This is a genomic window from Mycobacterium sp. KBS0706 (assembly GCF_005938675.2).
Taxonomy (GTDB): domain Bacteria; phylum Pseudomonadota; class Alphaproteobacteria; order DSM-16000; family Inquilinaceae; genus Inquilinus.
The window spans coordinates 16,759-40,939 of sequence record NZ_VCCH02000057.1 but is presented as its reverse complement, the minus strand read 5'-3'; the positions used below and the strand labels follow the sequence as shown (position 1 = coordinate 40,939).

The following is a 24,181-nucleotide window of genomic DNA, read 5'->3' as shown; positions in this document are numbered from 1 at the left end:
TCAGTGACGCGGCCACGCCACGTCGCGGTCGACGAGCTTCGGCGGGAACTGGCAGCCGAGGTCGCCCGGGAATCGGCGCTGCTGGTCCCGGTCGGTCAGCAGCCCGAACGGCGCCCGGCTTCGCTGCGCGAACAGCGTCTCGCAGGGCAGCGTGATGGTGCGCAGCGTCGGGCCGGTCGCGGTGAAGCTGGGCTTCTGCATGGTCCAGATGCCGAGCGTGAGAAGATCGCCGAGCGGCACCAGGCCCCCCGGGATGGTCGCGTCGTAGAACCCGATCTGCACCGTCAGGTCGCGTCCTTCGATCTTGTCCGGGTCCGTGCTCTTGGCCGCCGCCACGACGGTGGAGTCGACGCCGTTCAGCGTCAGGCTCAGCTGCGGCGCGGTGCCGTTGGCCGCCTGCTCCAGCCCGTCGATCGACTGCAGCGGGTTGCCGCTGCCGTCGACCCGTTGCCCCATGCCGATCCAGTCGACACCGCCGCGGCTGATCGGCCCGTCGCCCTCCCACACCTGCAGGGCGCAGCCATTGAAGGCGAAGGTCACGAACAGGGCGCAGACCACATGCTGGCCCCGCGCCTGGGCGCGGATCGGATCCTCGTGGGTCGGCGGCGGTGGTGGGAAGAAGGCCATGTCACCACACCTCCACGAGATCGAGCGTCGCTGTCCCCGTGCGGGCCAGCTGCAGCTCGAAGGCGCCGCTGTCGTCGGCCGACAGGCGCATCGGCACACGGCCATGGCACCAGTCCACGACCGCTCCCTCTGCCAGCGCGGTCCGCAGCTTCGGCCGGATGTCGAGCAGGGTCTTTTCATCGGGCAGCGCCGTGGCGCCGACCGTGACGTAGAGGCAGCCGCCGGCGCCGAGGAACGACCCCTCCAGCACCGGCATCCGCGTCGAGCCGTTCTCGATCGTGATCTGAATGTCCCCAGCCGCCGCCGCCTTGTCTTTCGCGATCACCGGCAGCGCGCCGCCTTGCATGAAGCCGGCGCCGTCGGAATGCAGGCTGTCGTCATCGTAGGGGATCCCGCCGACGGTCGGGATCAGCCGGTTGCCGTTGCGGCAGTCGCAGGGCCCGACGCGGACCGCGTTGGTCCGGCCGTCGAGCCGGGCAGCAGCGACCGCATCGCCCGGATCTTGGCCGGCGTGTGCAGCGGCACGGTCAGCGTCGCCACCCACCGGCCCAGTTTGGACGTCACGACCTGCTCGCGGCCGGCGATGGTCTCGCCGCCGGAGCGGCTGCGCGCGTCGATCCGGAAGGTCTCGGCATTGGCGACCAGGACCGCCGGCCAGTCATAGATGATCATGAGAAGCGAATCCGGTGCTGGCGGTTGATCTCGGGCACGGTGGCCAGGCCCCTCTTCACCGCCCCGGCGGCGATCTCGGCGATGGTGCGATCGCCATTGGCGCCGGCCATGGAGATGTTGAAGGTGATCGGCTGGCTCGATCCGCCGCCGCCCCCGGCCGCCGCCTTGATGACGTGGTTCGGGATCACCTGGCCGGGCACCGATGGCGCGAACCATTCCCGGCCGGTCTCGCCGACCTCGTACAGCCGGCCCGGCAGGGCCTGGCCGCCCATGGCGGCGTGGCCGGCGATGCCGCCCGGGCCGATCGGGCCCAGGCCGGTCCCGCCGTCATAGCCGACGGGGCCGCTGCCGCCGAAAGCGAGGCCGAGCAGGCCGCCGCTGAGGCCGGTGAGGCTCCCGAACGCCTTGCCCAGCGGCCCCTGCCCGAACAGCGCCGCCTGCAGCAGCATCTGCGCCAATGCCATCCCGACCTTGGTCAGGGCGTCGGAGAAGCTGGTCGCTCCCTGGATGCCGCTCTGGATCGCCTGGCCGATGGCCTGGATGCCTTCGACATAGCCCTGGTTCTCCAGGTTCAGCTTCTCCAGCACCCGCGAGTATTCGGCGTCGGTGAGTGCCCCCTCCCTGTGCCAGCGCTCGTATTTGGCTTTCTCGGCCTCGTACTTCTCCTGGCTGGTCATTGCGGCCTCGACCGCCTTGTTCGCCGTTCGCCTCCGCATAGTCGGCGAGGAGCTGATCGCTCCGCTGCTTGCGCGCCGCCTCGTCCTCGTAGCGCCGGACATACTGGGCATGTTCGGCCGTGCCGAGCTCGAGGCCACGCTGCCGGGCGGTGTTCAGGGCTTCCATATGCGCCCTCATCGCCGCCTGCGCGCCGGTGCCCCGCTTGTAGACCAGGAGGAGCCGCTCGTTGAGATCGGCCTGCTGCTGGAGACTGGCCACCGGGTCGTTCCCGGATGCTTCGCCCTTCGCGCCGGCGTTGGGCTTGGCCGCGGTCACCGCTCTGGGCCGGGCCGCGATCGCCGCTTCTCCTTCGATCTGCTTCTGCGTCGCGATCCGGGCCCTTTCACTGAGTGCCAGCGCTTTCAACACGTTTCCGGTCTTCTCCACCTCGTCGTTGAAGGCAGATTGCTGGGCCGTCGTGATGCGCTGCTGATTGTCATAGGCCTTCTTGGCGTCGGCGCCCTTGAGCGTGGCGGCGGCTTCCGCCTCCATCTGCGCCACACGGCGTTCAACATCCCCTTTGGCGAGCTCGCTGGCGCGAGCAGATCGAAGGCTCTCGCCGATGAACGCATGGATCGCGCCGGTAAGGCTCTCGATCCCGCCCGCCGCCTCGGACGCGCTGAAGCCAAGCGAGCGCAACAGCTGGGCACCGGTCGTGTTCAGCTCGTTGATGCGGTCGAGGGTAAGGACGAGAGCCTTGTTGTTCGTTTCCAGCTTCGCTGCGGCATCGCCGGCGTCGCTGGCGGCCGTCACGGCCTTCTCGGTGCTGATTCCCGTCTGCTCGGCTGCCGGTCCCAGCTCGCGGAGTGCTGTGACGATCGCATCATATTGCCGGGAGCTCAGCTTCGGGTTCTGCAGTTCGGTGGCGAGATCGAGGACTTTCTGCCTGGTCTCGTCGGTGGCGACGCCCAGCTCCTGCTGCTGTGCCCGGATGGTGTTTGCGATGTCCCGACCGGCCTCGCTCGCACTGGCCTGCACGTCCTTGAACGTCGCCGCCTGCGCCTTGACGGCCTCCTCGACCTTCGTCCTGGCAATGCCGAGCAGACCGCGCTCGACGAGGCTGAGAGCCTGGGAGGCGTCGAGGGCGTCCTGTTCCTGCTCGCTGAAGCTCCCTCTCGTGGCCTCCATTGCCGCATTGAACGTGTCCTGGGCCGCTTTGGCTCGATCGGCCGCGGTCTCGAATGCTCCCATGCTGGCCGCGATCGCGTCGATTGCCCCGACGGCGCCGCCCAGCACCACGCCCCAGGGTCCGAAGATCGGCAGGATTTGCGCCCCCTCCTGCAGGAAGAGGTGCAGCGCGTTCTGGCCCTCGGCCAGGTTCCTGATCAGATCGGGCACCCGCCCCGAAATCGACTCCAAAGCCTTGCCGATCGTCCCCGAGCCCTTCTCCGCGGCGTCCTCGGCCTTCTTCATGTTGTTGATGGTGACGTTGGCGACCTGGACCATCGCCTGGTTGTATTGGCCAACGACGGCTGTAACCTCGACGACGATCTGATCGGCGGTCTGGGGCATGGCGGCTTCTCCGCAAGAACCGGGCTCGACACAGGAAAGGATTCGTGAGAGGCTGTATTTCTATTTTAGGGGGAGAAAATAATTGATCGGCAACTTTCTCGGAAAACTTGGTGCCATCCGGGTGGCCATTCTGTCGGCCGCAATCGCCCTCCCGGCATCCGCTTCCGCCGCCACGCCGCAGCAATGCGCCACCCTCAAGGCACTGCTCAACAGCACCGGTGCGCTCGAGCGGACGTTGCTGGAGCAGCGCGAAGTGCTCCTGGCGCAACCGCCGAGTCTTGCCGGCGCGCTTCTTGCCCTCCAGGCCAAGTACAAGGGGTTCGACGAGGCCGATTTCCGGGGCATTCGGGACGTGACCACCCGGCTGGAAGGCGTCTCCACCGCGCTGACCGGCGATTTCGATGCCAGGCTGAAGGTGCTCAACGACAGCATCACCGTGATCGGCGAACTCTGTCGCTGAGGAGCCGCTCAGCCGCTCCTACCCGGCAAGAAAGCCCGTCTCCCGCGCCCTGACCAGCATCTCATCGAAGGCGTCGTCGGTCGGCGGGGCCGCAGCCGGGACCCCGGCGGGGTCCGTCAGCCTGGCATAGGCCCGGCCGGCCAGCAGGAACTCGGCCAGGCTCATGCGGCCGATGTCGAGCGGCGAGATGCCGAGCGCGAGGGCCTGTCCGGTGAAGGCCGCGACGTCGATCCATCCGTCCCGTCGCCCGCCGCGGCCTCGGCTTTTCCCTCCGGCTCCTCCGCCGCGTCGGCGACGCCGAAATAGGCGGCCATCATGACGGCCTGCGCCGTTGCCAGCGGATTGGCCGGATCGCGCGGGTCGGCCAGCGGATGGCCGTCGACATAGATGTCGACCAGCTCTCGCGCCCGCACCGCCGGCAGGCCACCGCCGATCAGGCCCAGCCGGATCGTCTCGACGACATCGCCGGCATACCAGCGCCGCTGGACCAGCAGGCGCTGGGCGATCTCGCCCAGCCCCGCATTGCACAGCCGCTGCAGTTCCTCGATCTGCTTCAGCTTGAGGGCGAACAGATAAGTCCCGTCCGCCCATGCCAGCTCGATCTCGGCGGCGATATTCGGCTGCCCGGCCATCAGGCGGCCGCCGTCCAGGCCGGCTTGCCGTTCAGGGTGATCGCGATCTGCACCGTCGCCCGCTGCCCGCGCTGGGCGGTGACCTGGTAGCTGGTCAGGATCGCCGGCGCCTGGTAGTAGCCGCCGAAATCCGCCGCGGTGACGTCGTAGACCCAGCGGACAGTCTTCTCGGTGCCGCCGAACGCCCAGTCTTCCCAGGTCTTGCGGGCGGCGCGGTCGAGCACGCCCTGCCCGCTCAGCGTCATCTGCAGGGCGGTGATGTCGGTGATCTTCCATGCCGGATCGTCCGGGTTGTCGCAGTCCGGGATGATGCTCTCATTGGTGTCGCTGGCGATGGTCATGCCCAGCTCGGTCAGGCCGCAGGGCGCGGCGAAGACCTCGGCCGGGGTCGCCCCGTTGCCGAGCAGGATCATGACGTCGGAAAAGCGGAAGGTCTTGGCCTGGGCCATCGGGATCTCCTCGAACGCGAAGGCCCCGCACTGTGGCGGGGCCGGGCATGCCGGCGGGCGGCATGGGATGAAGCGACGGCGCTATGCCGCCGCGATGGTCTCGAACTCGATCACGCCATGGACGACGCCCTGCTCCGCCGGGTCGTCGAGCATGCGGGTCTGCCGCCATTGCAGCGACACCAGGAAGCCCTCGGGAAGCGCGAGATCGGCCTCGTCCAGCGCCGCGACGACGGCAGCCGCCAGCGGCTCGGCCGACGCCCGGCCGTAGCCCTTGGTGAAGGCATCGACCTGCAGCCGGACCAGGCTGCCGCGAACGCCGCCCGTCGCCTCCCAGGGCGAAGCGATCACCGTGGTGCAGCGCAGGAACGGATAGGCCGGCGCCGTCGAGACATAGTCGTAGACCCGGGTGCCGACCTGCGCGGCCACGCCGGGATCGGCCTGCAGCGTCGCGATCATCGCGCGGCGCAGCGGGCCGGACAGGTCACGGCCGCTCATGGTCGTCCCCAGCCCGCGGGCCCGGCTTGGGCACTCGCCGGCCGGCGCCGGCGGCCTCCGCCGCTTCCGCCGCGGCGGTCGGGACCAGCAGCGTCGCTCCCGCCCTGTAGGCCAGGGTCAGGCGCCGCGACGGCCGGAAGTCGAAATCGGCGGTGAAACGGAACCAGGGCATGGCTCAACCTCCCTGCGAAGCAGACCCCGCGGCATGACGGGCTTCACTCGACCGCCCGACCTCGACGGACGGCCTGGACGATCAACGCGACCGCGTCCCGCCGCTTTTTCGCAGTGGCCGGTCGCAGATAGGGGCGGGCGGCCGCGCGGGCGGTGCCGAATTCGAGATCGGCATAGGGCGCGGCCGAGACCACGTCGGCCGACAGCTCTGCCCGGCGCACGACGGCAATCGCACCGTGCAGCCGGCCGGTATCGGCATTCGGCGGCTCGCCCGGATCGGACGGGACATGGTCCGGCCCGCTGATCCAGTCGGCGGTGATGCTGGCCACCGCCTCCGCCGCGACAAGCTCCGCCGCGATCACCACGGCTTTGCCGACCTCCTGGCGGACGGCCTTGGCCCTCTGCGCCAATCGCCGGAGATGTTGGTCGACGCCGGTGACGCGGGTCATCGGGCGGGCATCCCGGTCAGGATCCAGGCGGCGCCGGCCGGGTCGCGCTCGACCGCGCCAATCCGCCACCGGCCGCCGGCCAGTGTGATCTCGTCATCGAGAGTTGGAGCCGCGGTAGCGCCAGCCTGCAGCACGATCAGCCGAACCGCCCGGTCCGGGATGTTCCAGTCGGCCCGCTGCCGGTCGCCGACCTCGTCGCGGTGGCCCTTGACCGGGATATCGGCAAAGACCGGCGGCAGGATCACCTGGCCGTCCGCGTCCTTGGCCGCCACATGCAGCGTGCCGTCGAGCAGCAGCGGCGCAAAGGCGGCGCCGAACACCGCCCGAATGGCGCCATCGAGCACGGGCATTGGGACCTCCCTGAAAGAGAAGGGCCGCCCCGGAGGCGGCCCTGCTGCACACGCTAGGATGACGAATACGACTACGGAGGATCGACGATGCAGCCTCTGATCGCCTGTTCGAGCTGACCGAGATCGGTACGATGCTCGATCACCGCCAGCACCAGTTCACCGAGCCAGGTCGTGTCCCGCCCGAAATCGAGGCTGTATCCGTTCTGGTCGATAAAAACGAGCGCCGCGGTCAGCGCCGTCCGCTTGTTTCCCTGCTCGAAGGGGTGATTTTGAGCAACGCCCATCAACAACTCGATGGCGAGACGGACGACATCTTCCTCGCCGCCGTACCAACGGACGTTTTGAGGCCGGTAGGCCGCCATTTCGACAAGCCCCGGATCGCGCACCAGATGCGGCTCTCCGGTCTTTTCGACTTCCAGCTGGTTGATGCGGACGAGGTGCTCTGCCGTCAGCCAGAACGGCTCATTTGGCGAGGACGGCACGAGCGTCCTTCGTCATTTCCATGACCTTCCTGCACAGAGCATCGAAATCCTGCACCTTACCCGGCTTGGCCGGATAGACGATCTTGGTCCCGTCGCTCTTGCGCTTCTCGATCTTGGTCGCAGGGGCGCTCATGATCTGCTCCTGACGTCACTCGGTCGTTTGAATATGTAGCATAGATGGAACATGGTGTCCGAGAATCTGGGAAGCCAGACGCGGCGTTTCCAGGGCTGCCGCTGCCCGTCCACGGCTACACCACCGTGACAGCCGGAACGTTGCGCCGCATCAGCTCGAGAAAGCGGCGGCCGTAGCCGGTCGAGCCCAGCGCGCCGGGGCCGGCATCGGCCGTGTCGGCGCGCTCCAGCTCCAGCGCGCCGCTGCGCATCCGGAGGAACCCGCCGGCGGCCGCCGCTGCGGCCTCGGCGCCGCTGCCCTGCCCGTCCAGGGTCAGGATATGGGCGGCAAGGAGCAGCCGGCCGAGCCGGATATCGGCCTCGCTGGCCCAGTCGGCGCCGGCCTGCAGCGCCGCCTCGGCCAGCGCCGACTGCACCACCGCGTCGGCGACGGCGGCGAAGCCCGGGAAGCGGGCCTTGAGATCGGCCGGGGTCGGTTCGTCCATCGTCAGCCTCCCTGCCCCAGAAGCCGGGCCAGCTCTGCCGCGGCGTCCTCCTTGCGCAGCGGGCCGGCCAGGACCTCGCCGCCGGCACCGATGATGTAGTGCCTGCCGAACCCTCGGTGCGCCGCCTTCGGCCCGGCTGCCGCCGGCGGCTTGGCCGCCGGCGGCTCGGCCCAGGCCAGCACCCCGGCCTCGACCTGCCGCCGCACGCCGGCCGTCTCCGCCGCGCTCAGCTCGAGCTCGGCGGTCTCGCCCGGCTCCAGCAGCCGCGCCTCGCCCTGCGCATGGAGGAAGCGCGGCCCGGGCGAGATGTTGGTAATGCGCATGGCCGTTCTCCGAAGAATAAGGAAGAGATCGAAGCCTGTCCGAGCATGCGTTCGGGGTGAGTCGGCTGGCAGTGGTATCGAGAACCGGCGCGCAGCGGACGTTAAAGTCCGTGAGCACCGGAAGCGCGGAAACCGCCGTCAGACGGCCGCCCCGGCGCATGATCGGACAGGCGGCTCAGATGCCGTCGGCGTAGCGGAAAGCCTTCGGCCGCCGGATCTCGACCCCGCCGGTGCGGAAGATGCCTGGAACGTCGAATGTCAGCGGCCCGGACGGCGACGGCGCCAGGAACTGGTGCGGCATCGGCAGGTGCAGCCGCACCACCTGCGGGTCGCGACGATAGGCCACCATCCGCGCGGCGTTGCCGGCCCCGGCATTCTCCAGTCCGCGCACGGCCCGGATCGTCAGCGGCGCGCCGGTGATCGCGGTGTAGGTGTTGTTGCGGCGCAGATACTCGAGGATGGTCGTGTCGGAGAAGCCGCTGCGCGCCGTGTCGGCCAGGGCGGTGAACCGCGCCACCGGCAGCAGCAGCGTGTCCGCCATCTCCACCGTGAGCGAGCCCTGATAGACGCCGGTCAGCAGGGCGTTGATGTCGCGCAGGATCTGGTCGGGGGTCTTGTCGGCCCACAGGGTCGACGTCCCGCTGCCGTCATTGACGACGGGGCCTGCGGTGACGTTCGGGTCGTTGATCAAGCCGGTCCAGCCCTTGGCGACGCCGCTCGGCGGCACGCCGCGCAGGGCGAGGCCGTCCATGAACTCCTCATAGGCACGGACGGCGGCCGCGGCCCGATCCGCCGAAAGATTGGTGCCCGGCACCATCATCGCCTGGCCCAGTTCCTGCAGCGTGTAGCGGTAGCCGATCGCCGCCATCTCGATCGGACGATCGTGCTGCGCGCGCTCCACATCGGCGAGCGGGATGTCCTTGGCCTGGTGGTTGAACCAGTCGGCCTGGCCGACCTTGTCGGTGGAGAAGAAGGTGACGCTCCTGGCCCAGGGATTGGCCGAGGTGTCGACCGGCAGCAGCGCCGGATACTGGATGTCGGGATACTGGATCTCGTAGACCTGCGCCTCGATGCTGGCGGTCTGGGAGACGAGGAAGCCCAGCGCCTGCTGGGCGTCGAATGCGAACATGGAAGGCTCCTTCGAAGGGCTGGGCGATCGGAAGGTCCGGATCAAGCCGAGGGCAGCGCGCCGCCCAGGCGCACCACGGCCAGGCCGCCATTGGCGGCGCCGGTCATCCAGCGGGCGCCGGCGATGGCGAAATGGGTGGCGTCGGCCGGCAGGCTGGACAGGATGCCGGTCGCGGCCTCGAACACGACATTGTCGCCGGCCGCGACGGCGCCGCCGGTCGCCACCCAGATGTCGCCCTCGGTCAGCACGGCGCTGCTGGCGCCCTGCCGGTAGGTGTCGCCGTCGCGCGGGTCGAGCACGACGTCGCGGATCGAGATGCCGACGAAGCCGGCGGCCGCAGCGGCGCCGAGCACGGCCCCGCGGGCTCCGGCGCCCTGGCCGACGGCGAGGCCGAAGCCGATGCCGGCGGCGGTCTCGACGATGCGGGTGTCGGCATCGGCATTGGTCAGGTTGGCGACCATGCCGGCCACGGCCGGGCGCATGGTCTCGCTGTAGCTGTTCTGCACGACGGCCATGTCCGTCTCTCCTTTCGCTGAAGCAAGGCTCCTCACACCCTCCACGCTCGTCATCCCCGCGAAAGCGGGGATCTCGCAACGTATTGGCCCAAAAAGAGATTCCCGCTTTCGCGGGAATGACGATGAGGGAAAGTGGAGTGTTGTGAAGACGTCTCTGAAGCGGGCGGCTCAGGCCGCGGGGGAAGCTCTCCAGGCACCGATCAGGCGGGCGTCGCGCCGGCGCAGCGCCTCGGTCCGGGCATCGCCCGGGACCGGCCGCTCGGCCAGGACCTGCCGCAGCGGATCGGGCCGGGCGGGGCCCGTCGGGCCCGCAGGACCGGGCGGGGCGGCCAGCACCCGGAAGGCGCCCTCGATCGCGGCGTCGCTCATGTCGCGGACGGTGGCGTCGCCGATCCGGGCGGCCACGGCGGCGCGGCGGATCTCGGCCTCGCCGCGGCCCTCGACCGCCAGCGTCTCGCCGCCGATCCGCCGGGCCTCGGCCAGCAGGAGGGCGCGGGCGGCCACCGCCTCGTCCAGCCGGGCCGGGCTCGGCTCGGCGTCGCGCAACCGGGCGGTCAGCGCCGCGATCTCGCCGTCCTTGGCCTCCAGTGCGGCCCGCAACGCCGCGACCTCGTCCACGGGCGCCGCCGGCGGGATCGGCGCCGCAACATTCCAGGCATCGCCGATCCGGCAGGCCGGGCCGGCGCGGGCGGCGTCGACCACCGCCAGGTGGTTGGCGCGGATCCGGCGCTGCACGGCGTCATAGGCCTCGCCCGCCGGCGTGGTGCCGGGGGTCCAGTCGATCTCGGCGGCGTAGCCGACGCTGAGCTGCCGCTTACCGGCGACGACGGCGTCGACGGCCGCGTGGTCCATCAGCACCAGCGGCACGCGGATATAGTCGCCGTCCCGCGCCACCTCGCCGCCGACCTGGCCGACGCCGTGCGCCTTCCAGTTGGCGGCGGTGACCGGCTCGGCCGGATGGTCGAGCGTGACCGGGCGGTGCGCCATCGACGCCAGGGCGTCGGCGGCGAACACCTCCTCCTCCGGCCGCCAGACCCGCACGGCGGCGAGGTCGGTGCGGCCCATCTCGGCGCCGCTGTAGGTCTGGACGCCGGTGCGGGCGACGCGGACGGCCGCGACCAGATAGCCGTCCTGCGTGGTGCGCCGGTCGCCGACCAGCGTCACCGTATCGGTGATGAGCATGGGATCTCCCTGGGATATGGGCGGCGCCGTCGCAAGTCGACCGCCAATAACAACCGTCATCGCCGCGAAAGCGGGGATCTCGTCACGATCAATCTGAAGGAGATTCCCGCTTTCGCGGGAATGACGGCAAAAGGGGGCAAAGATGTAGATTGGACTCGCTTTCCGCGAGCCCGACCTACTCACTTGGAAGACAGCCTTCAAAGGCGGATCAGATGACCCGGATGTCGGTGATCATCAGGTCGGCGCCGGCGCCGAGATAGAAGGACAGCTTCGCTGCCACGGCCCCGTTCGGCGCCTTGCCGACGGCACGGAACCGAAGCCAGTTCGAGAAGCCATTGTCGGCAAGCCGCGCCTGATCCTGCGACAGCAGCACGAACTGACTGATGAGACCGGGAGTGGGATTGGCGTCGAACCAGCGCAGATCAGCGCGCAGTGACCCGGTGGCCCCGGTGTATTTCAGCCAGAAATCGACGATCCGGCTCTGCCCGCTCTCGACCGGAAAGGCTTTATCGGTCACGATCTCTACACCCGCTCCCGTCGCACGGAGCCGGATCGCTTCGGTCGCGTCCGGCGGCAAGTCAGAGGTGATCCGGTGGAATCCGCCGCTGCTGGCACCGATGCTGACCCAGCCGCCCTTCGGGGAGAGATCATCATTGACGGTCGACATTGCGCGACCGGTCGGATCGGCAGTGGTAAGGCGGTTCGCCCCCTCGCGAAGCCGATACGAAGCGGCGGTCGAGCCACTGTTGTCGACCGTCAGGTCGCCGAACAGCACCCGGCCGCCATGGACCAGATAGCTTGACGCGGTGTTCGCCCCGATGCGCCACTGCTTGACCACAGTGTCTCGGAACACGATCTCATAGTTCGGCGCCTCGCTGGCATCGACCAGATTGTGCGAGCTTCCGTTGGCAATCCCCTCGTCACGACGGATCACCATATCTTCCAGCAGTAGCCGGCCGGTCGCACCCGCTGCGACCTTGAAGGGGACGGGCGGTGGGGAAGGGACCGTGTTGGGCCAGCCATAATGGCCGTTGCGGCACGACCGATAGGTCACGTCGCCGGTCAGTTTGTCGCTACAGGCACGCTCGATGTCGCAGTTCTCGACGACGATGTCTCCACCCTCGAGGTTGTAGCCGGCCGTGATCGCCCGCTGGATGCTGCCGCCGGTCAGCCGGAGCGACCCGACCAGATTGACCACCGTCCGGCCGTCCTCATCTCTCCACCATCCGGTGCCGCTGCCCTTCGTCGAGGCCTCGTTCTGCTCCGCTCCAAGGATCGAATTGTGGATTTGCAGAAACGCGTTCGAGGCGTTTCCGACGAAAGGTGCCAGAACGCCGCGCGGAGAATAGTCGTAAATGTGGAATTCGCTCTGATTCCGGCGTTCCTGAGCATCACCCGGCGCGGTTGGATCACCTGAATACCGGCCCCAGGCGATGCCGGTCATCATATTCTGGATCCGCAGGCCATAGATGTAGCTGTACTGCGTTCTGTTTTCGTGCGTCGCCGCCTCGCTGTCGCAGAGCAGACCACATTTGTAGTTCAAAGCATGCTTCGGCACCTTCTGGTCGCCGTCGGAGGTGATGCCTGCGTTGAACATCCTGCCGTCGCGCCAATTGCGAAGAATCAGCACCGCCTCGACACTGGGTTTGATGGGCGCATTGGGGTTATTCGGATCGGGCTTCGGCGTCGGTGCAATCCCGTGCAGGAAGAAGCCGGCCATGTCGATCATCTGATAGATCGCCTCGGATTTCACCGAGGTCACCCGGTAGCGTCTGGTGAACCGGACCCGGTTGTAGCCCAGCGCAATGTTCACCGCATCGGTGTCGTTGTAGGTGTCGTCCTCCCACCAGGAAGGGGTGACCCACACCGCTTCGCGGATCTCCGGCGCCATCATTATATTCGGATCGTATTCGGGAGTGGCTGGGTTGTCGCCGTAGATCGTGGTTGGAATCTCAACGTTTCCGTTGCCGAACAACACGGCGCCGCCCCAGCCGGGGTCCCGGATGAAGATCCGGATGGGCGGAGCCGTGAAGGGCTCGGTGAAGGTCAGCGTCATTCCGTCCGCGACCTTGATCGCACCGCCGGGCTCCACCTCCACAGGGACCTCGATGGACAGGCTGGAGCTGAGGGTCACGGGGCTGTCGATCACGAGGCCCGTGCTCGCGGCGGCCGCAGCGGCCGTCACCAGATTGGAATAGAGCGGATTGGACGATGTCCTCACGGTCATGAATCATCTCCATCGAAGTTGAATTAATGTTCGCCGAAAGCCGGGCGATGCCGGCCGCGGGGCGCGACCTAATCGGCCTCCGGCAACCCCGGATACACCCGGTCCTCGACCAGTTGCCCCCTCACCGCGGCCGCCAGCTGGTCGGGCGGCACCAGGGCCGTCCGGGCGTAGATCTCGCTCGCCTGCGCCTTCTTCAGGCCGATCTCGGCCCGCTCCCCCGCCCCGAGCTGCCACAGCGGCGCCCATTCGGACCGGATCTCCGCCGGCCGGCTGCCCAGCGCGCTCAGGATCAGCGCCTCGTCCAGCCGGCGCAGGGCCGGGCCCAGGGTCACTCGCTGCTCCGCCGCGATCCGGTCGTAGTAGTTGCGGATGTCGCCCTCTCCGGTGGCGTTCAGCCCGGCCGGGGCCTGGCCGAGCAGCCGGGTGGCCGGGATGTCGGCAGCGCCGGCGGCGATCTGCAGGTATTGCTGCATGATCTCGGGCAGCTGGGCGAAGCTCAGCTGCTTGCGGTCCCACTCCTCCTCCTTGTCGATCACCAGGGCGTTGACCAGCCCCTTCATCGTGTTCGCCAGGGTGAAGCGCTCGACCAGCCGCTCGGCATAATCGGCCTGCGCCAGGTTCTGGGTCAGCTGCGGGATGCGGATGACGTCGAGCTTGGCCTCATGGATCAGCGTCGCCACGCCCTGGGCGGCCAGCCCAGCCTGGCGGATCGCGTCCATCACCGCCTGCAGCACGCTGTCGCCCCAGCCGTCGGTGCCCGCCCCGTCCGGCAGCTCGGCGCCGGCCAGGCGCACCACCCGGCTCGGATGCAGCCGCACGCCGCCTCGCCCTGCGGAGGCGACCTGGTACCAGCCGGGCTCGCCGAAGCCGGGCGACAGCACGTCGCGATCGATCTCGCCGGGCATGATCTCCCAGCGATGCGTGACGTGCAGGTAGCGCAAGGCGCCGCGGCCGAGCGGCGGCAGCGGCTGCGCCGGGTCGCCGTCGCCGGCTCCCAGCACCAGGGCGGCGCCGCCATACAGCCGGGCCAGGCGCAGCGCCCGTGCCACCTTGCGCTGGACGTCGAGCCGCGCCTCCTCCGCCTCGATCGCCGCGATCTGCTCCGGCGCGGCGTGCCAGCGCCGCCATTCCCGGGTCATGTCGAAGGGCGGCACGTCGATCACCTTGCGGGCGATCCAGTCGCCGCGATAGGCGGCGTCGAGCTGGCCGCGATCCTGCGGCACCAGGCCGAAGCGGTCATGCGCCAGCTTGTCCTTGCCGGTGAACAGCCCGGCGACGAGGTTGGTCAGCGTGTCCAGGAACAAGGCCGGCCTCCGAAAGTCGAACGGCGGTCGCCGAATGGGCCTCGCTCCGGAGACCGTTCGAGACCGCGCCTTGGGTGAGTCGAATGGCGGTGGTTTCGAGAACCGGAGCGCAGCGGACATTGGTCCGTGAGCACCGGAAGCTTCGAGGCCGCCGTCAGGCGGCCGCCCCGGGCGCGGTATCGAGCGGTCTCAGACCCAGCGCATCGAGGCGTCGTAGGTGCTGTGCCTCCGGCTCTCGACGGCATAGCGCAGAGCGTCGATGACGTGGTTCTCGCGGTCCTCGAGCTGTCGCCGCAGCTCGCCGGTGTGCCGGTCGGTGCGATAGCTGTAGAGGCTCAGCTCATCGATCAGGTGCCGGCAGCGCGGATGCACCAGGATGTCGTGGTTCTGCAGGAAGGCGACGCCCTCCTCCACCGACCCCGCCCCCTTCACCGCCGGCCGCAGGTTGCCGAAGCCATGACGCTGCAGGTAGTTGATCGTCTCGGGCCGGGCGCTGTCGGCGACGATCGGCCATGTCCGCGCCCCCGGGATGGTGTCGAACAGATCGGCCGTGCGGTCGATCTCGCAGCCGACGCGATAGGCCTCGTGGTCGACGAACAGGGTCCGCCCCACGACGAAGCAGCGCACCAGCACGGTCGGGTCGGTGCTGAACCCCCAATCGGCGCCGAGCAGGAACCGGACGTCGGCTGGCGTCTCGAACGCCTCGACCCGCCAGTTCTTGAACACCTGGGCCTCGCTGACCCGGCGATAGCCGCCCAGCCAGACATGCTGGTGCTTGTCCGGGTCGCGTGCGCGGTCCCACTCCATCTCCGCCTGCAGCACCGCCGGGAAATGCGGGTTCTCCGAATAATTGGCTTTGACCAGCAGGGAGTCCGGCGGCAGCACGGGGCCGCGGAACAGCGCGTCGACCGGATCTTTCGGCTGGGTCGGGTTCCAGGAGAACCACAGCTCCGACCCCGGCTTGCGGATGGTCGGCCGCAGCAGCTCCAGGCTGCGGGCCGACAGCGACTGCGCCTCCTCGACCCAGGCGATGTCGTAGCCCTCCAGCGACTTGATCGATTCCGCCGTGTGGTTCTGCATGCCCTGGAAGATGATCCGGCCGCCGCCGGGCCCGAGGATGCTGTAGGGGGGTGATCGCTTTGGCACAGTTCCGAGTTCGTAAAAATCGTCCCTAAGCGCTTGAAAAATCGTCCCTTCTCGGGGCGCTGAAGGGGATTTCTGCCAAAGCGCGATTTTAGACGAAATGAGCAAAAGTGCGAATCTTGGGCGGTCGCTTTTGCACGGGAATGAGCGCCGACGAACCACGTTTGAAAGTAAACGGTCGGGCTCTGATCAGGGGTGAGATCGGCCTGGCGCCTGCGGTTGAGCGACGGGGAGCCAATGTCGAGGCCTTCCGCCGTCGGATTCCCACTTCGGCCAACCTTTCCGGAAACGAAGGTTGGCAACGCCCGGAACTCTTGCCAGTTGCGCCAACCTTGCCGAATTCCAATGACTTAGATGCCGCACTTCGTGTCGCCATATGGGGTCAAGTTTGGCGGAAGTGGGAACTCGCCCGGACGGATTGATTTCCACCGGATCCGCCTCGCGGATGGGGAATACTCAACGTTACTAACGCGGCACAGTACTACTGGCTCCGCTGATGCGGGTCGGACACAGTCTGCCGCAATAGAAAGGGGGGCGGTGAGTCGCTCACCGCCCCCGGTTGAAGCCGCTAACGCGGGCTGTCAGGCGCTTAAGCCAAGTCGGCGTAGTGTAATCCTCACCTCGTCCCGAGTGGGGCAACTGACCCCGGAAGGGAGGCGCTTGGGAAGCTCCCGCATCACCTGTTCCAACGTCATCTTGCGCCCGCCCCGCAGCACTCTCATCAGAGGCAGCATCCACACCGGCTCCGCATTCGCGACAACCGGCGGGAGCGGCGCTGATGGTGCCGGTTGAATGGCGGGTGCGTCCGGCTCGTCATCCGACCGAAGCGGCGCTGCCACGATGCCATCAATCAGCCCCTCGAACGCCCGCTTGGGCAGGCCGGAGAAATGGAACTCGTATCGCTCGCCGCCCCTGCCGGCGCCAATCCGGCGTGGCCAGTCCTCTTGGGCCGCCCGGCGACTGAGGCCCTGGCGCGTCGTCGGAAGGCCGGGAAGGTTGAGCGCCAGCAGGTCGGCAAGCGTGAACCACTCTTTCAGGCGGCGACCGCCGCGCAGCATCTGTATCAGGGCCGCTTCGATGTAACGCAGACGGTGGTTGATGCGCGTCCACTCTGCGACGGGGATCGAGACGGTCAGGGAAAAGCCACCGTCGTGCATGACGTGCTCCCTTCGTGGTCAGGCATGAGAAAAGGGGCGAAGCGTCCGCCTCGCCCCTCGATGGAGCAGGATCAGCCGGCGCGGACGATGCGTCTGCGTCCACCCATTTCCGCGTCGTGGGCCTGCCCAGCTCTGCGCGCCTCGGCAAGCAATTCCTCGGGGCTCGGAGCGTCATCGCCGACCGGCTCCGTCAGGTCAGGAGCGCCCATCCGTCGCGGCTGCTCCGTCGATCCATACCGCTGGGCCATCTCAGCAACGCGATCCCGACGAAAGCCTTCGGTCTGTCCCTTGACCACGGTTCCAACATCGAGAAGTGCCGCGCTCAACGCCGACGCGATCAGGCCGTAGCCGCGCCGGGCGTCGGTGGCTTCGGCAGCCTCATTGTCCCGGAAGCCATAGGCGAGCGCCTCGGCGACGGCGGAGAGATCGTCGAGGATAGACAGGGGATCGTCGTGATACGTCGGCGAGAGAAGGTGAAACATGGTCCGGTTCCCTTGCGTGCGCTTTCGAAGGCGCATGGGACCCGCTCCGGACGGAGCGAGCCGGGAGTTCGAAACCGCCACAAGGAACGGCGCGACAGCTTTTAGGGTTGCCCCCTGGACATGTGCCGCCGCCTCCCGGCCCAAATCCGGCCGCGCCCGGAATCCGGGCATAAAAAAAGCACCTTCGACGACCATAGCCGTCCGGCGGTGCTCTACCGCCTTGTGTAATGGGTTTCGACGCCCACCAGAACGTTAGCGCAGTCGATTCGACGGCGCAAGACGGTGAATATCCACGCTACGGCGAACGCTGCGCCCTGCTCCACTGCGGCTCAGTCGGCACCGCGGCGTGGTTCGTTGTGCGGCCGCCTCGCGCCGAGCCGGGTCGACAGGTTCTAGTTCTTTGCGATCTTGTCATCGAGCCAGCTCTGGACGGCCTTGCGAAAGCGGATATGGCCAAGATCGTCGAGCACTGTTTTCGGCAGGCATTCGCCATCGGCGAGATCGAGCAGCCGCCGCCCGGGATGATTTGGTCCGAGTAACGTCAGGAGCCCGAGCGCAGCAGGGCGGTCGCGGTCGGCAAGGCCATGGACGCCTAGCAGCAACAGCGCGCGCCGCTTGGCCGAACATGCAATCCGCTCCATCGCCTCAACCACGGCCTCGACCCGACCATGAGTCGCGAGAAGTACGCAGGCGGAGGCCGCCAAGGGCGGCGGTAATCGGTGGAGGAGCTTGGGGGTGATCGCTTCGACAATCTCGCTCTCGACCACATCGGATCGACTTAAGGCGTCGATTGCGTCGACGCGGACCCAGCGGGGCTGGTCGATGAAGGATAGGTCCCAAACCTTTTTGCGGATTGCAGGGCTACAGCATTGGGCAGCGGTGTTTAACGCCACTATCCCAAGCGACCGGTCGTCTGTGCGTTCGGCCCGAACCAACAGGGCTTCCCCAATTTCATCCGAAAGGCCCCCGTAGGTCGCGAGCGCGACAACCGCTTCACGTGCGATGGGGTACGACGGCGGCTCGTTGTGAAAGGCTTCGGCGTCCGACCAAACGTCGTCAATCAGTTTGAGGAGAACGCTCTGATGCTCAACGCGCGGCCGGCGAGCAACAATGCGAACTAGGGTACGTCGGACCCTGCAACCCGGATCGGACGAGAGGTTCAGTAGGCGCGGCGGCAGCGGATCTGGAAGCCGGGCTGCAAGATAGGTGATGGCTGCCTCACGGGCGTCAGCTCGCGCGTGCCCAAGCGCGAGCCACACGAGCGCGTCATCCTGGATGCGGATTGCGGCGTCTGCCGCGGCCTTAGCCAGTCGATTGTCCGTGGTCTCGACAAGCCAGCGACGGATGGCGGCTGACGGGGCGGCACCACTGGCGATCATAATCGGCACGATTACGTCGAGTACGAAGGGCGCCGCTGTTTCCGCCGCTCGCTCCAGCAGGACTAGCGTCTCTTGGTCGACCGCCGATAGGGGCTTACCCTCGACCGATAGGGCCGCAAATATCTCAAGCGCCACACTTGGAAGCAGCTTTAAGAGCGGCCGGACTCGCCGCGCGCGCGTTTTGCTCGAAATGCGGCGCTGCGCTGCGTGCACGTCCACCAGCAGATGCACGAAAAGTGCAGGTGTGGCAGCCAATCGCTCAAAGCACAGCGGAAGCGCAGCTGGCGCTTTCATCAAAGCGCAAAAGGCGAGCGCGCCGCGCAAGTCCTTGTCGCCGGGATTCGAAAGGATCCGCTGTACAAGGTCAGAGAAGAGCGAGGCTTTCCAATGCTCTCGCGCCGCGTCCCAGGCCCCGTCTTCGTCGCTGCTGGACCCCGTGATAGCGATGAGGGTCCGAAGTTCCTCCAGCGAGACCGATCCGTTGGCTCGCATGACGTCGTCGGCCCACACGCGGCCGAATTCGACGATTCGGCGATGCTCTGCTAAGGTCTCCCAGCGGCCCAGTGATCTAACTCGTTTTACATAGGCAGCCACAAGAACGCGGGCGGCGTAGTCATCGCCCTCGTGCTGGAACTGGTAGCCTTCCTCATCCGCTGCGTCGCATTCCCCGTCCTGAATCGCGCGCCATTGTTCCCTGCCTTCCCGCTCATAGGATCGGCGAAGGTCCGCAAGTTCATCGAGCGCTGCCTCAAGCACCTCTTCGTAACGGTCGAGGTCTCGCACTGCGCCAGTCGCCACCGCGCCGACATTTCTGTCGAAGCCGGAGGTAACCACCTTACGCGCCGCCGCGAGAAAGGCCGGCGTGAGGCCGGTCGCGATACGATCGAGTTCGGTTGAAAAGTTGTCGCCGTAGCCGTCCCGGTCCTCCGGCAACTGCTCACGAACAAAACGATCCGCGATAACGAGCGACCGTGGATCGGCCGAGATCCGCCTATACCAAGCGTCGTCAAAGCTCGGCGGCTGCCAATCGTCGAGGAAAAACTGGCCGCCACGCCGTATACCCTGGATGAACCATCGCGCAAGTTCTGACGGGGTCGATGTTCGCGTGCCGACGTCGGACGCCAGTTGCAGTAAGGATCGGAAATCGGCTTTCGAATCGATCAAGCCCTCTTCCAGCCAGGCGTCGATCGTAGCGCGACTGGCGCTTTCGGCCTCAAATTCCGAATCGAGATTTTCAGCGCCGGCAACGAGATCGGCAATCGCTTGGAACGAACGGGCCGCGGTCTCGAGCGCCCAGTCCCGTTGCGAACCGCCGAGTTGAGTTAAGGCGGAGATCAGGGACGCTAAGGTCGCTTCGCTGCGCGCCCAATTCTCCTTGATAAAGATCTCGAAACCGGCGCGGACGCTAGGATGCGAGAAGCTAACGGTTTGGCCCGGCTGGCGCAGATGGCGCGTGGCAACGAGCCGGTTCACCAGCTTCTCCAGCCCATCAAAAGACGCCGGGCCAGTGACTCGCAATTGGCGGCTAAGGCTGATCAACTGACTGCGGTCAAACTGCGATCTAGCCGCAAGCAATGCCCATATGATCGCCGACCAGCCGGTCTGATCGCTGGCATTTAGATAGGAAACAACGACGTCTTCTACAGCTTCTCGATGGGCTAGCGCGAGTATTCGCTGATAGAAAGCAGGGTCAACTTCATCCGGCTCCGGACCATCGGCCATGTAAGTAAAAAACAAATTAATTTCGAATGGCGTTTCGAGCGCTTCCAATGCGTCCGTGCGGAAATCCAGCGCCTTAGCTTGCAGGTCCGTCGCCAACAGCTCCAGGCGTTTGTCGTAGATGTCCGCGAGCTGGCCATCCCGATATTGGTCCGCGTCAACCACGACGGTCCAGCGGGCGAGACGCTCGTCAGCCTTAGCCAGACCGAGCATGTCGTTACGCGAGGTAATGACATACTGATGCCCAGCATGCGCCTCACGCAACAGTCTCGGCAGTTGCTCAGTCCAAGCGTCGGCGCCGCCCCGCAAGCTATACTGCCCCCACGGATCCTCGACGTAGAAGAGCTTCGGGCCGGTGTCGGTCAGCGTCCGCGTGCTCGATGGACCGTTGTTGACTTTGACCTGGATGATTTCAGGGGCGGAAGGTCGCTGCCGCGCCTGATCAACCAACGCCAGCGCGGTCCAGGTCTTGCCCGTTCCCGAAGGTCCGGTGATGACGAGGGCATTCCGCCGTTCGAGCAGATCGCTTAGGGCTTGGTAGTTTGCCGGTGGCACGAACGCCTCGAGTTGGGGAGCGCTCGCCAAATAACCGCCGCAGCCGCGGATGACGCTCAGCAATTCCTCGCGCGTCCAAACGCCCCGGCTCGTGCCGCCCATTCGCCGCCGAGCCTCGTCCCGCAGCCGCGCGCGACACTCGGCCTGCCTGCTATGTGGCACCCGCATAAGAGAACCGAGGATGTCGTTGATCTCCAAGTCCAAGAGACGCTCGGTGAGAACGCCCCAAATGGCGACCCGACCTTCAGGTTTATGGGCCAATGTCCCCGAGAGGCTCGCCGGGAAAGGTCGGTCTTCCGGCCATTCCTCCAAGCCATGTACCAGCAGGTCGCGGGCCTTACCGGTGGCATCGGCGTTGGTGATCAGCAGATAGCGCGTGCCTGGGTCGTCGAGGTGGTGCTTGGCCGGTCGACGAGTCGTGCCGCACCTGAGCAACGCGTCGAAGTCGGTGATTGTCCAGGGACCGCTGTTGCGGAGCTTCACCTGCACGACGAGCTTATAGCCGTCTGCTATATTCGCGCTAGGTTGGATACGGCCAGGCGTCGCAGGTTCGAGATCCGACTCCAGATCTTCTTCATTGGCGGGTTCGAGCGTGATCCGGGTCGCCGACTTGGTGATTAGCATCAACCGCAGAGCGGCGAATACCGAGACGCCGAGCTGGTACTCGTACCCATCGAGCGCAGCCTTGGCTCCGGCTGTTGCAGATCGTAGAGCGGGCGCGGTCAATCTTCGGCACTCATCGACGGTGATCGTCTGAGAGGATATCGTGTAGCGGCCGCGCAATGTCGTCGAGTCGCGACATCCCCTACGAGCTTGCCCCAACTACTTCGCATTTGTCCAACTTGTATCATCAGGGCTTGGCTGGCTGTTCTGGATTGGTCTACGGCTTCGCCGATGCGGCGGACTTTCGGACAGACTCGTCTGTTGGCAAAGGCCCGATTTGGGCCGCCACAGGGACAATCCGGCCTCCCGGCCCAAGGGGTCGCTGTCGGGCTCGAATTCGTCGCCGGGGATGTCCGCTCCGGAGGAGTTCGGAACGGCTTCGAACATCAGCAATGGGAGGCGGAGCAAACGGCCGACGGCTCTGCTGGAGGTGTCCGCAAAAGAACCTGCCAGAGTGCCAATGACGAAGGCGGTAGGCGACTTAACCGCGCTGGGATCAAGCGTCTAAGCCAGAGCTTGTTGAGCCGCCGAGAACTCCGCGCAACGCTCCCAGCTGAAGTCTGCGCGGAGATCTTGGTTCAGTCTTTTCAGCTCGCAGGCGACGAAGCTCGTAAATCCGCGACAATAGATCGGGCACCCGGACCCTGGCCCGCCTCGCGACCCTCTGGTGCACGGACGAGCGGCCCGTCGTGACTTCAAATCAGGTACCCGCCCCCTGATAGGCCCCACGCCTTAACGATGCCGGGCGGTGCGGCTCAGTCGTGGCAGCTCTCAGCGGTATAGTGCCAGACCGGCTCAATGAGAAGAGCGCCCGATCCGGAGGACAGATCGAGCGCTCAAGGGGCGTCGAGTCCCTAAGTGCGTCGGCTGGCGCGGGTGACGCAAGTCACATTAAATATAGAAGCAGCTCGGGCAGCAACCCCGAAACGCTTTCGGCATCTAACCCAACCCGTTGGGTCAATACATATACCCCGCTTTCCCCCAAACCATTGGGGCAGATGTTGAGCGAGGGCGCAACGCTTCATGAATCGATACGGCGACACGGGTTTCCGGGGATACCTAGGCGCAGTTTACACGTCATTGGTCGACGCAGGTTTTGCGACCGAGGCGGAGCGGCTGTCGCGGGAGTGGGGTGGCCTGAAACGGTACGTGCCGGGCATCGACAATCTACGCCCGACATCGCCGCTGGTCAGGCTTGTCGGAATGGATGCCGCGCGCGTCCTCGCTGAGGCATTCGGACCGAGCCACGTCTACTTCGCGCGTTGCGCCGAGCGACCCGGCCTAAAAGCTACCATCGTTCAGCACCTGGACAATGGCCTGCGCCCGCGCGAGATAGCTCGGCAAACGGGCGTGACTGAAGAATGGGTCCGGCGCGTCCGCTCGACGATTGGGATGCAGCCGTTCACCCGCTGGGGCTCGACCGCCAATGGGTGAGCGCTCGATCACACCCGAATGGTTTCCCGGCATCCTGTACGAGCTTGCGCGCGCCGGTCACGTCGAGCAGGCAGTGTCATTGTCGGATGCTAGGGGCGGCTGCACGGTCGACATCCCCTCGCTTGACCGCCTGTCAAAGTCGAGCGTGCTTGTGCGCCTGGTCGGGCTAGCGGCCGCGCGCGTCATCTGTGAGCGCTGGGGCGGTACTCGCCAGTATGTGCCGCTTCGCGGTGGGATCGGCTCGAAGATGCGGAGCATTTTAGCACACCCCGGCGGAACCGCCGAATGCGCCAGGGATCTACAGACATCGGAGCAATGGGTCCGTCGTGTCCGCAATCAGGGCGGGTCGAGGCGGCGGCGGCCCGGTGATGGCGAGGCTTCCGGTCCGGCGTTGTCGCTAACGGGGGGCTAACGGGGACAGGACGGCTGAACACCGGCCGGGCGCGGGAATGAGTGCCGTAGCCATGCCGAGGCCGCTCCGTGGCCCTCCCACGAAATCACACTCGCCGGCCATGACCCGGCTTACATGGAGAGAAGATATGGTCGAGCATGTCCGCCCGAGCGGCGATCTGATTACAGATTCCAGCGCGCGAGACGATATTCGCGCCATCCTGGAACGGCGGCGCGCCATCGAGGCACAGCGTGCCGAGGCGACGGACCATATAGGCCTGGTCAACCGGCGCCTGGAGGAACTTGCGGCGACGGTTGCGGCGGCGGAAGTCGATAAGCTTCCGCTGCACGATCCACGGCCCGCCGGCCGGCTGGCATCGCTGCTCAGCGGCACGGCTGCCGGCCCCGACCCTGCTGAGGTTCAGCGCCGCCGCGATCATAACGCGGTCCAGCAGGCGCTGATTGACGACGCGCGGCAGGATATCGCCCTGCTGGAGGAAGAACGCCGGCGCGCGCAGGTCGAGCACGACGCCGCGGAACGCCGCATCGAAGCCGTCAACGGCGAGTTGCACGCCGTGGTCGCGGATGCGCTCTTCGTCGCGTTCCAACAGGAGGCCTTGGCTCTGGTCGAGCGGCGCCTTCGCCCGCTGCGTTTGTTGAAGCGTCGATTCCCGGGGCGATCGTTGCTGATGGAGCGGCTGTCTCATGTGGAGATCAGCTGGCGCGAGACACGGCCGAGCCCGGTCGAGGGCGCACCCGATCGTTCCCTCACTCGCACAATCTGGCCGGCCAATGGAACCGACGACAGCGAAACCGCAGAGGCATTACTGTCCCGGGTCGCGGCGGAGATCGACGCGAAGGGCAGCGCGAAGCGGACAAAATCCGTCGAAGACGGACAGGGACAATAGGGAAGAGCTCGGTCCTGGCGCAAGGTCTCCCAGTTCTT

27 protein-coding genes are annotated in these 24,181 nt (G+C 66.8%); 3 read left to right on the top strand and 24 right to left on the bottom strand.

Annotated features, from left to right (window positions below; genetic code table 11):
- The 4 genes from FFK22_RS26655 to FFK22_RS26640 all read right to left on the bottom strand — a co-directional run bounded on the left by FFK22_RS26655 (position 1) and on the right by FFK22_RS26640 (position 3,528).
- Positions 1–627 (bottom strand): hypothetical protein, encoded by a 627-nt coding sequence (locus tag FFK22_RS26655; RefSeq protein WP_138887812.1) that lies wholly within the window; start codon positions 625–627, stop codon positions 1–3.
- A gap of 1 nt (position 628) precedes the next feature.
- Positions 629–973 (bottom strand): hypothetical protein, encoded by a 345-nt coding sequence (locus FFK22_RS26650; RefSeq protein ID WP_138887813.1) that lies wholly within the window; start codon positions 971–973, stop codon positions 629–631.
- Between the two features lie 62 nt (positions 974–1,035).
- Positions 1,036–1,299 carry a hypothetical protein gene (locus FFK22_RS26645; RefSeq protein WP_138887814.1) on the bottom strand — a complete coding sequence of 88 codons (264 nt, stop codon included), beginning with the start codon at positions 1,297–1,299 and terminating at the stop codon, positions 1,036–1,038.
- 327 nt (positions 1,300–1,626) lie between these two features.
- Entirely contained in the window at positions 1,627–3,528 is a 1,902-nt protein-coding gene (locus FFK22_RS26640; protein WP_138887815.1) for a hypothetical protein, read from the bottom strand.
- Between the two features lie 82 nt (positions 3,529–3,610).
- Here FFK22_RS26640 and FFK22_RS26635 point away from each other — a divergent pair, with 82 nt between their 5' ends.
- A complete protein-coding gene (locus FFK22_RS26635; RefSeq protein ID WP_138887816.1) occupies positions 3,611–3,988 on the top strand; it encodes a hypothetical protein in 378 nt (125 codons plus the stop codon).
- An 18-nt stretch (positions 3,989–4,006) separates the two neighbouring features.
- Here the strand turns inward: FFK22_RS26635 and FFK22_RS43215 are convergent, their stop codons facing one another.
- The 20 genes from FFK22_RS43215 to FFK22_RS26550 all read right to left on the bottom strand — a co-directional run bounded on the left by FFK22_RS43215 (position 4,007) and on the right by FFK22_RS26550 (position 21,474).
- Entirely contained in the window at positions 4,007–4,153 is a 147-nt protein-coding gene (locus FFK22_RS43215) for a hypothetical protein (RefSeq protein ID WP_186002665.1), read from the bottom strand.
- Positions 4,150–4,620, bottom strand: a complete 471-nt coding sequence (locus tag FFK22_RS26630; RefSeq protein ID WP_138887817.1) for a gene transfer agent family protein — start codon at positions 4,618–4,620, stop codon at positions 4,150–4,152. Before FFK22_RS26630 ends, FFK22_RS43215 begins: the two co-directional genes overlap by 4 nt.
- Positions 4,620–5,069 (bottom strand): phage tail tube protein, encoded by a 450-nt coding sequence (locus FFK22_RS26625; protein ID WP_138887818.1) that lies wholly within the window; start codon positions 5,067–5,069, stop codon positions 4,620–4,622. Before FFK22_RS26625 ends, FFK22_RS26630 begins: the two co-directional genes overlap by 1 nt.
- Positions 5,070–5,150: 81 nt before the next feature.
- Positions 5,151–5,564, bottom strand: coding sequence for a DUF3168 domain-containing protein (locus FFK22_RS26620; protein ID WP_138887819.1), 414 nt, complete (start codon positions 5,562–5,564; stop codon positions 5,151–5,153).
- Entirely contained in the window at positions 5,551–5,736 is a 186-nt protein-coding gene (locus FFK22_RS26615; protein WP_138887820.1) for a hypothetical protein, read from the bottom strand. The genes FFK22_RS26620 and FFK22_RS26615 overlap by 14 nt, the downstream gene beginning before the upstream one ends.
- Positions 5,737–5,779: 43 nt before the next feature.
- Positions 5,780–6,184, bottom strand: a complete 405-nt coding sequence (locus tag FFK22_RS26610; RefSeq protein ID WP_138887821.1) for an HK97 gp10 family phage protein — start codon at positions 6,182–6,184, stop codon at positions 5,780–5,782.
- Entirely contained in the window at positions 6,181–6,534 is a 354-nt protein-coding gene (locus FFK22_RS26605; protein ID WP_138887822.1) for a hypothetical protein, read from the bottom strand. The genes FFK22_RS26610 and FFK22_RS26605 overlap by 4 nt, the downstream gene beginning before the upstream one ends.
- A gap of 71 nt (positions 6,535–6,605) precedes the next feature.
- On the bottom strand, positions 6,606–7,016 hold the full coding sequence (locus FFK22_RS26600; protein ID WP_138887823.1) for a type II toxin-antitoxin system death-on-curing family toxin: 411 nt from the start codon (positions 7,014–7,016) through the stop codon (positions 6,606–6,608).
- Positions 6,997–7,149: a hypothetical protein gene (locus tag FFK22_RS43210; RefSeq protein ID WP_186002664.1), complete on the bottom strand. Its 153-nt coding sequence runs from the start codon at positions 7,147–7,149 to the stop codon at positions 6,997–6,999. Before FFK22_RS43210 ends, FFK22_RS26600 begins: the two co-directional genes overlap by 20 nt.
- Before the next feature lie 115 nt (positions 7,150–7,264).
- Positions 7,265–7,633 carry a DUF4054 domain-containing protein gene (locus FFK22_RS26595; protein ID WP_138887862.1) on the bottom strand — a complete coding sequence of 123 codons (369 nt, stop codon included), beginning with the start codon at positions 7,631–7,633 and terminating at the stop codon, positions 7,265–7,267.
- A gap of 2 nt (positions 7,634–7,635) precedes the next feature.
- Positions 7,636–7,956 (bottom strand): hypothetical protein, encoded by a 321-nt coding sequence (locus tag FFK22_RS43205; RefSeq protein ID WP_186002663.1) that lies wholly within the window; start codon positions 7,954–7,956, stop codon positions 7,636–7,638.
- 175 nt (positions 7,957–8,131) lie between these two features.
- Positions 8,132–9,085: a DUF2184 domain-containing protein gene (locus FFK22_RS26590; protein WP_138887824.1), complete on the bottom strand. Its 954-nt coding sequence runs from the start codon at positions 9,083–9,085 to the stop codon at positions 8,132–8,134.
- Positions 9,086–9,126: 41 nt separating this feature from the next.
- Positions 9,127–9,600 (bottom strand): hypothetical protein, encoded by a 474-nt coding sequence (locus tag FFK22_RS26585; RefSeq protein ID WP_138887825.1) that lies wholly within the window; start codon positions 9,598–9,600, stop codon positions 9,127–9,129.
- 168 nt (positions 9,601–9,768) lie between these two features.
- Positions 9,769–10,782 carry a DUF2213 domain-containing protein gene (locus FFK22_RS26580; RefSeq protein ID WP_186002662.1) on the bottom strand — a complete coding sequence of 338 codons (1,014 nt, stop codon included), beginning with the start codon at positions 10,780–10,782 and terminating at the stop codon, positions 9,769–9,771.
- Positions 10,783–10,990: 208 nt separating this feature from the next.
- Positions 10,991–13,009: a hypothetical protein gene (locus FFK22_RS26575; protein WP_138887827.1), complete on the bottom strand. Its 2,019-nt coding sequence runs from the start codon at positions 13,007–13,009 to the stop codon at positions 10,991–10,993.
- 68 nt (positions 13,010–13,077) lie between these two features.
- Positions 13,078–14,313: a DUF1073 domain-containing protein gene (locus tag FFK22_RS26570; RefSeq protein ID WP_221938873.1), complete on the bottom strand. Its 1,236-nt coding sequence runs from the start codon at positions 14,311–14,313 to the stop codon at positions 13,078–13,080.
- Between the two features lie 189 nt (positions 14,314–14,502).
- A complete protein-coding gene (locus FFK22_RS26565; RefSeq protein WP_138887829.1) occupies positions 14,503–15,459 on the bottom strand; it encodes a PBSX family phage terminase large subunit in 957 nt (318 codons plus the stop codon).
- Between the two features lie 578 nt (positions 15,460–16,037).
- Entirely contained in the window at positions 16,038–16,613 is a 576-nt protein-coding gene (locus FFK22_RS26560; protein WP_138887830.1) for a DNA-binding protein, read from the bottom strand.
- A 71-nt stretch (positions 16,614–16,684) separates the two neighbouring features.
- Entirely contained in the window at positions 16,685–17,095 is a 411-nt protein-coding gene (locus FFK22_RS26555; protein ID WP_138887831.1) for a hypothetical protein, read from the bottom strand.
- A gap of 392 nt (positions 17,096–17,487) precedes the next feature.
- Complete coding sequence (locus FFK22_RS26550; RefSeq protein WP_138887832.1) at positions 17,488–21,474, bottom strand: hypothetical protein; 3,987 nt, start codon at positions 21,472–21,474, stop codon at positions 17,488–17,490.
- Between the two features lie 960 nt (positions 21,475–22,434).
- On the opposite strand from FFK22_RS26550, the gene FFK22_RS26545 reads away from it, so the two are divergent.
- Positions 22,435–22,845: a helix-turn-helix domain-containing protein gene (locus FFK22_RS26545; RefSeq protein WP_138887833.1), complete on the top strand. Its 411-nt coding sequence runs from the start codon at positions 22,435–22,437 to the stop codon at positions 22,843–22,845.
- Positions 22,846–23,384: 539 nt separating this feature from the next.
- The gene (locus FFK22_RS26540) at positions 23,385–24,143 is read left to right on the top strand and encodes a hypothetical protein (RefSeq protein WP_138887834.1); all 759 of its coding nucleotides are present in this window, start codon (positions 23,385–23,387) and stop codon (positions 24,141–24,143) included.
- Positions 24,144–24,181: the final 38 nt, after the last annotated feature.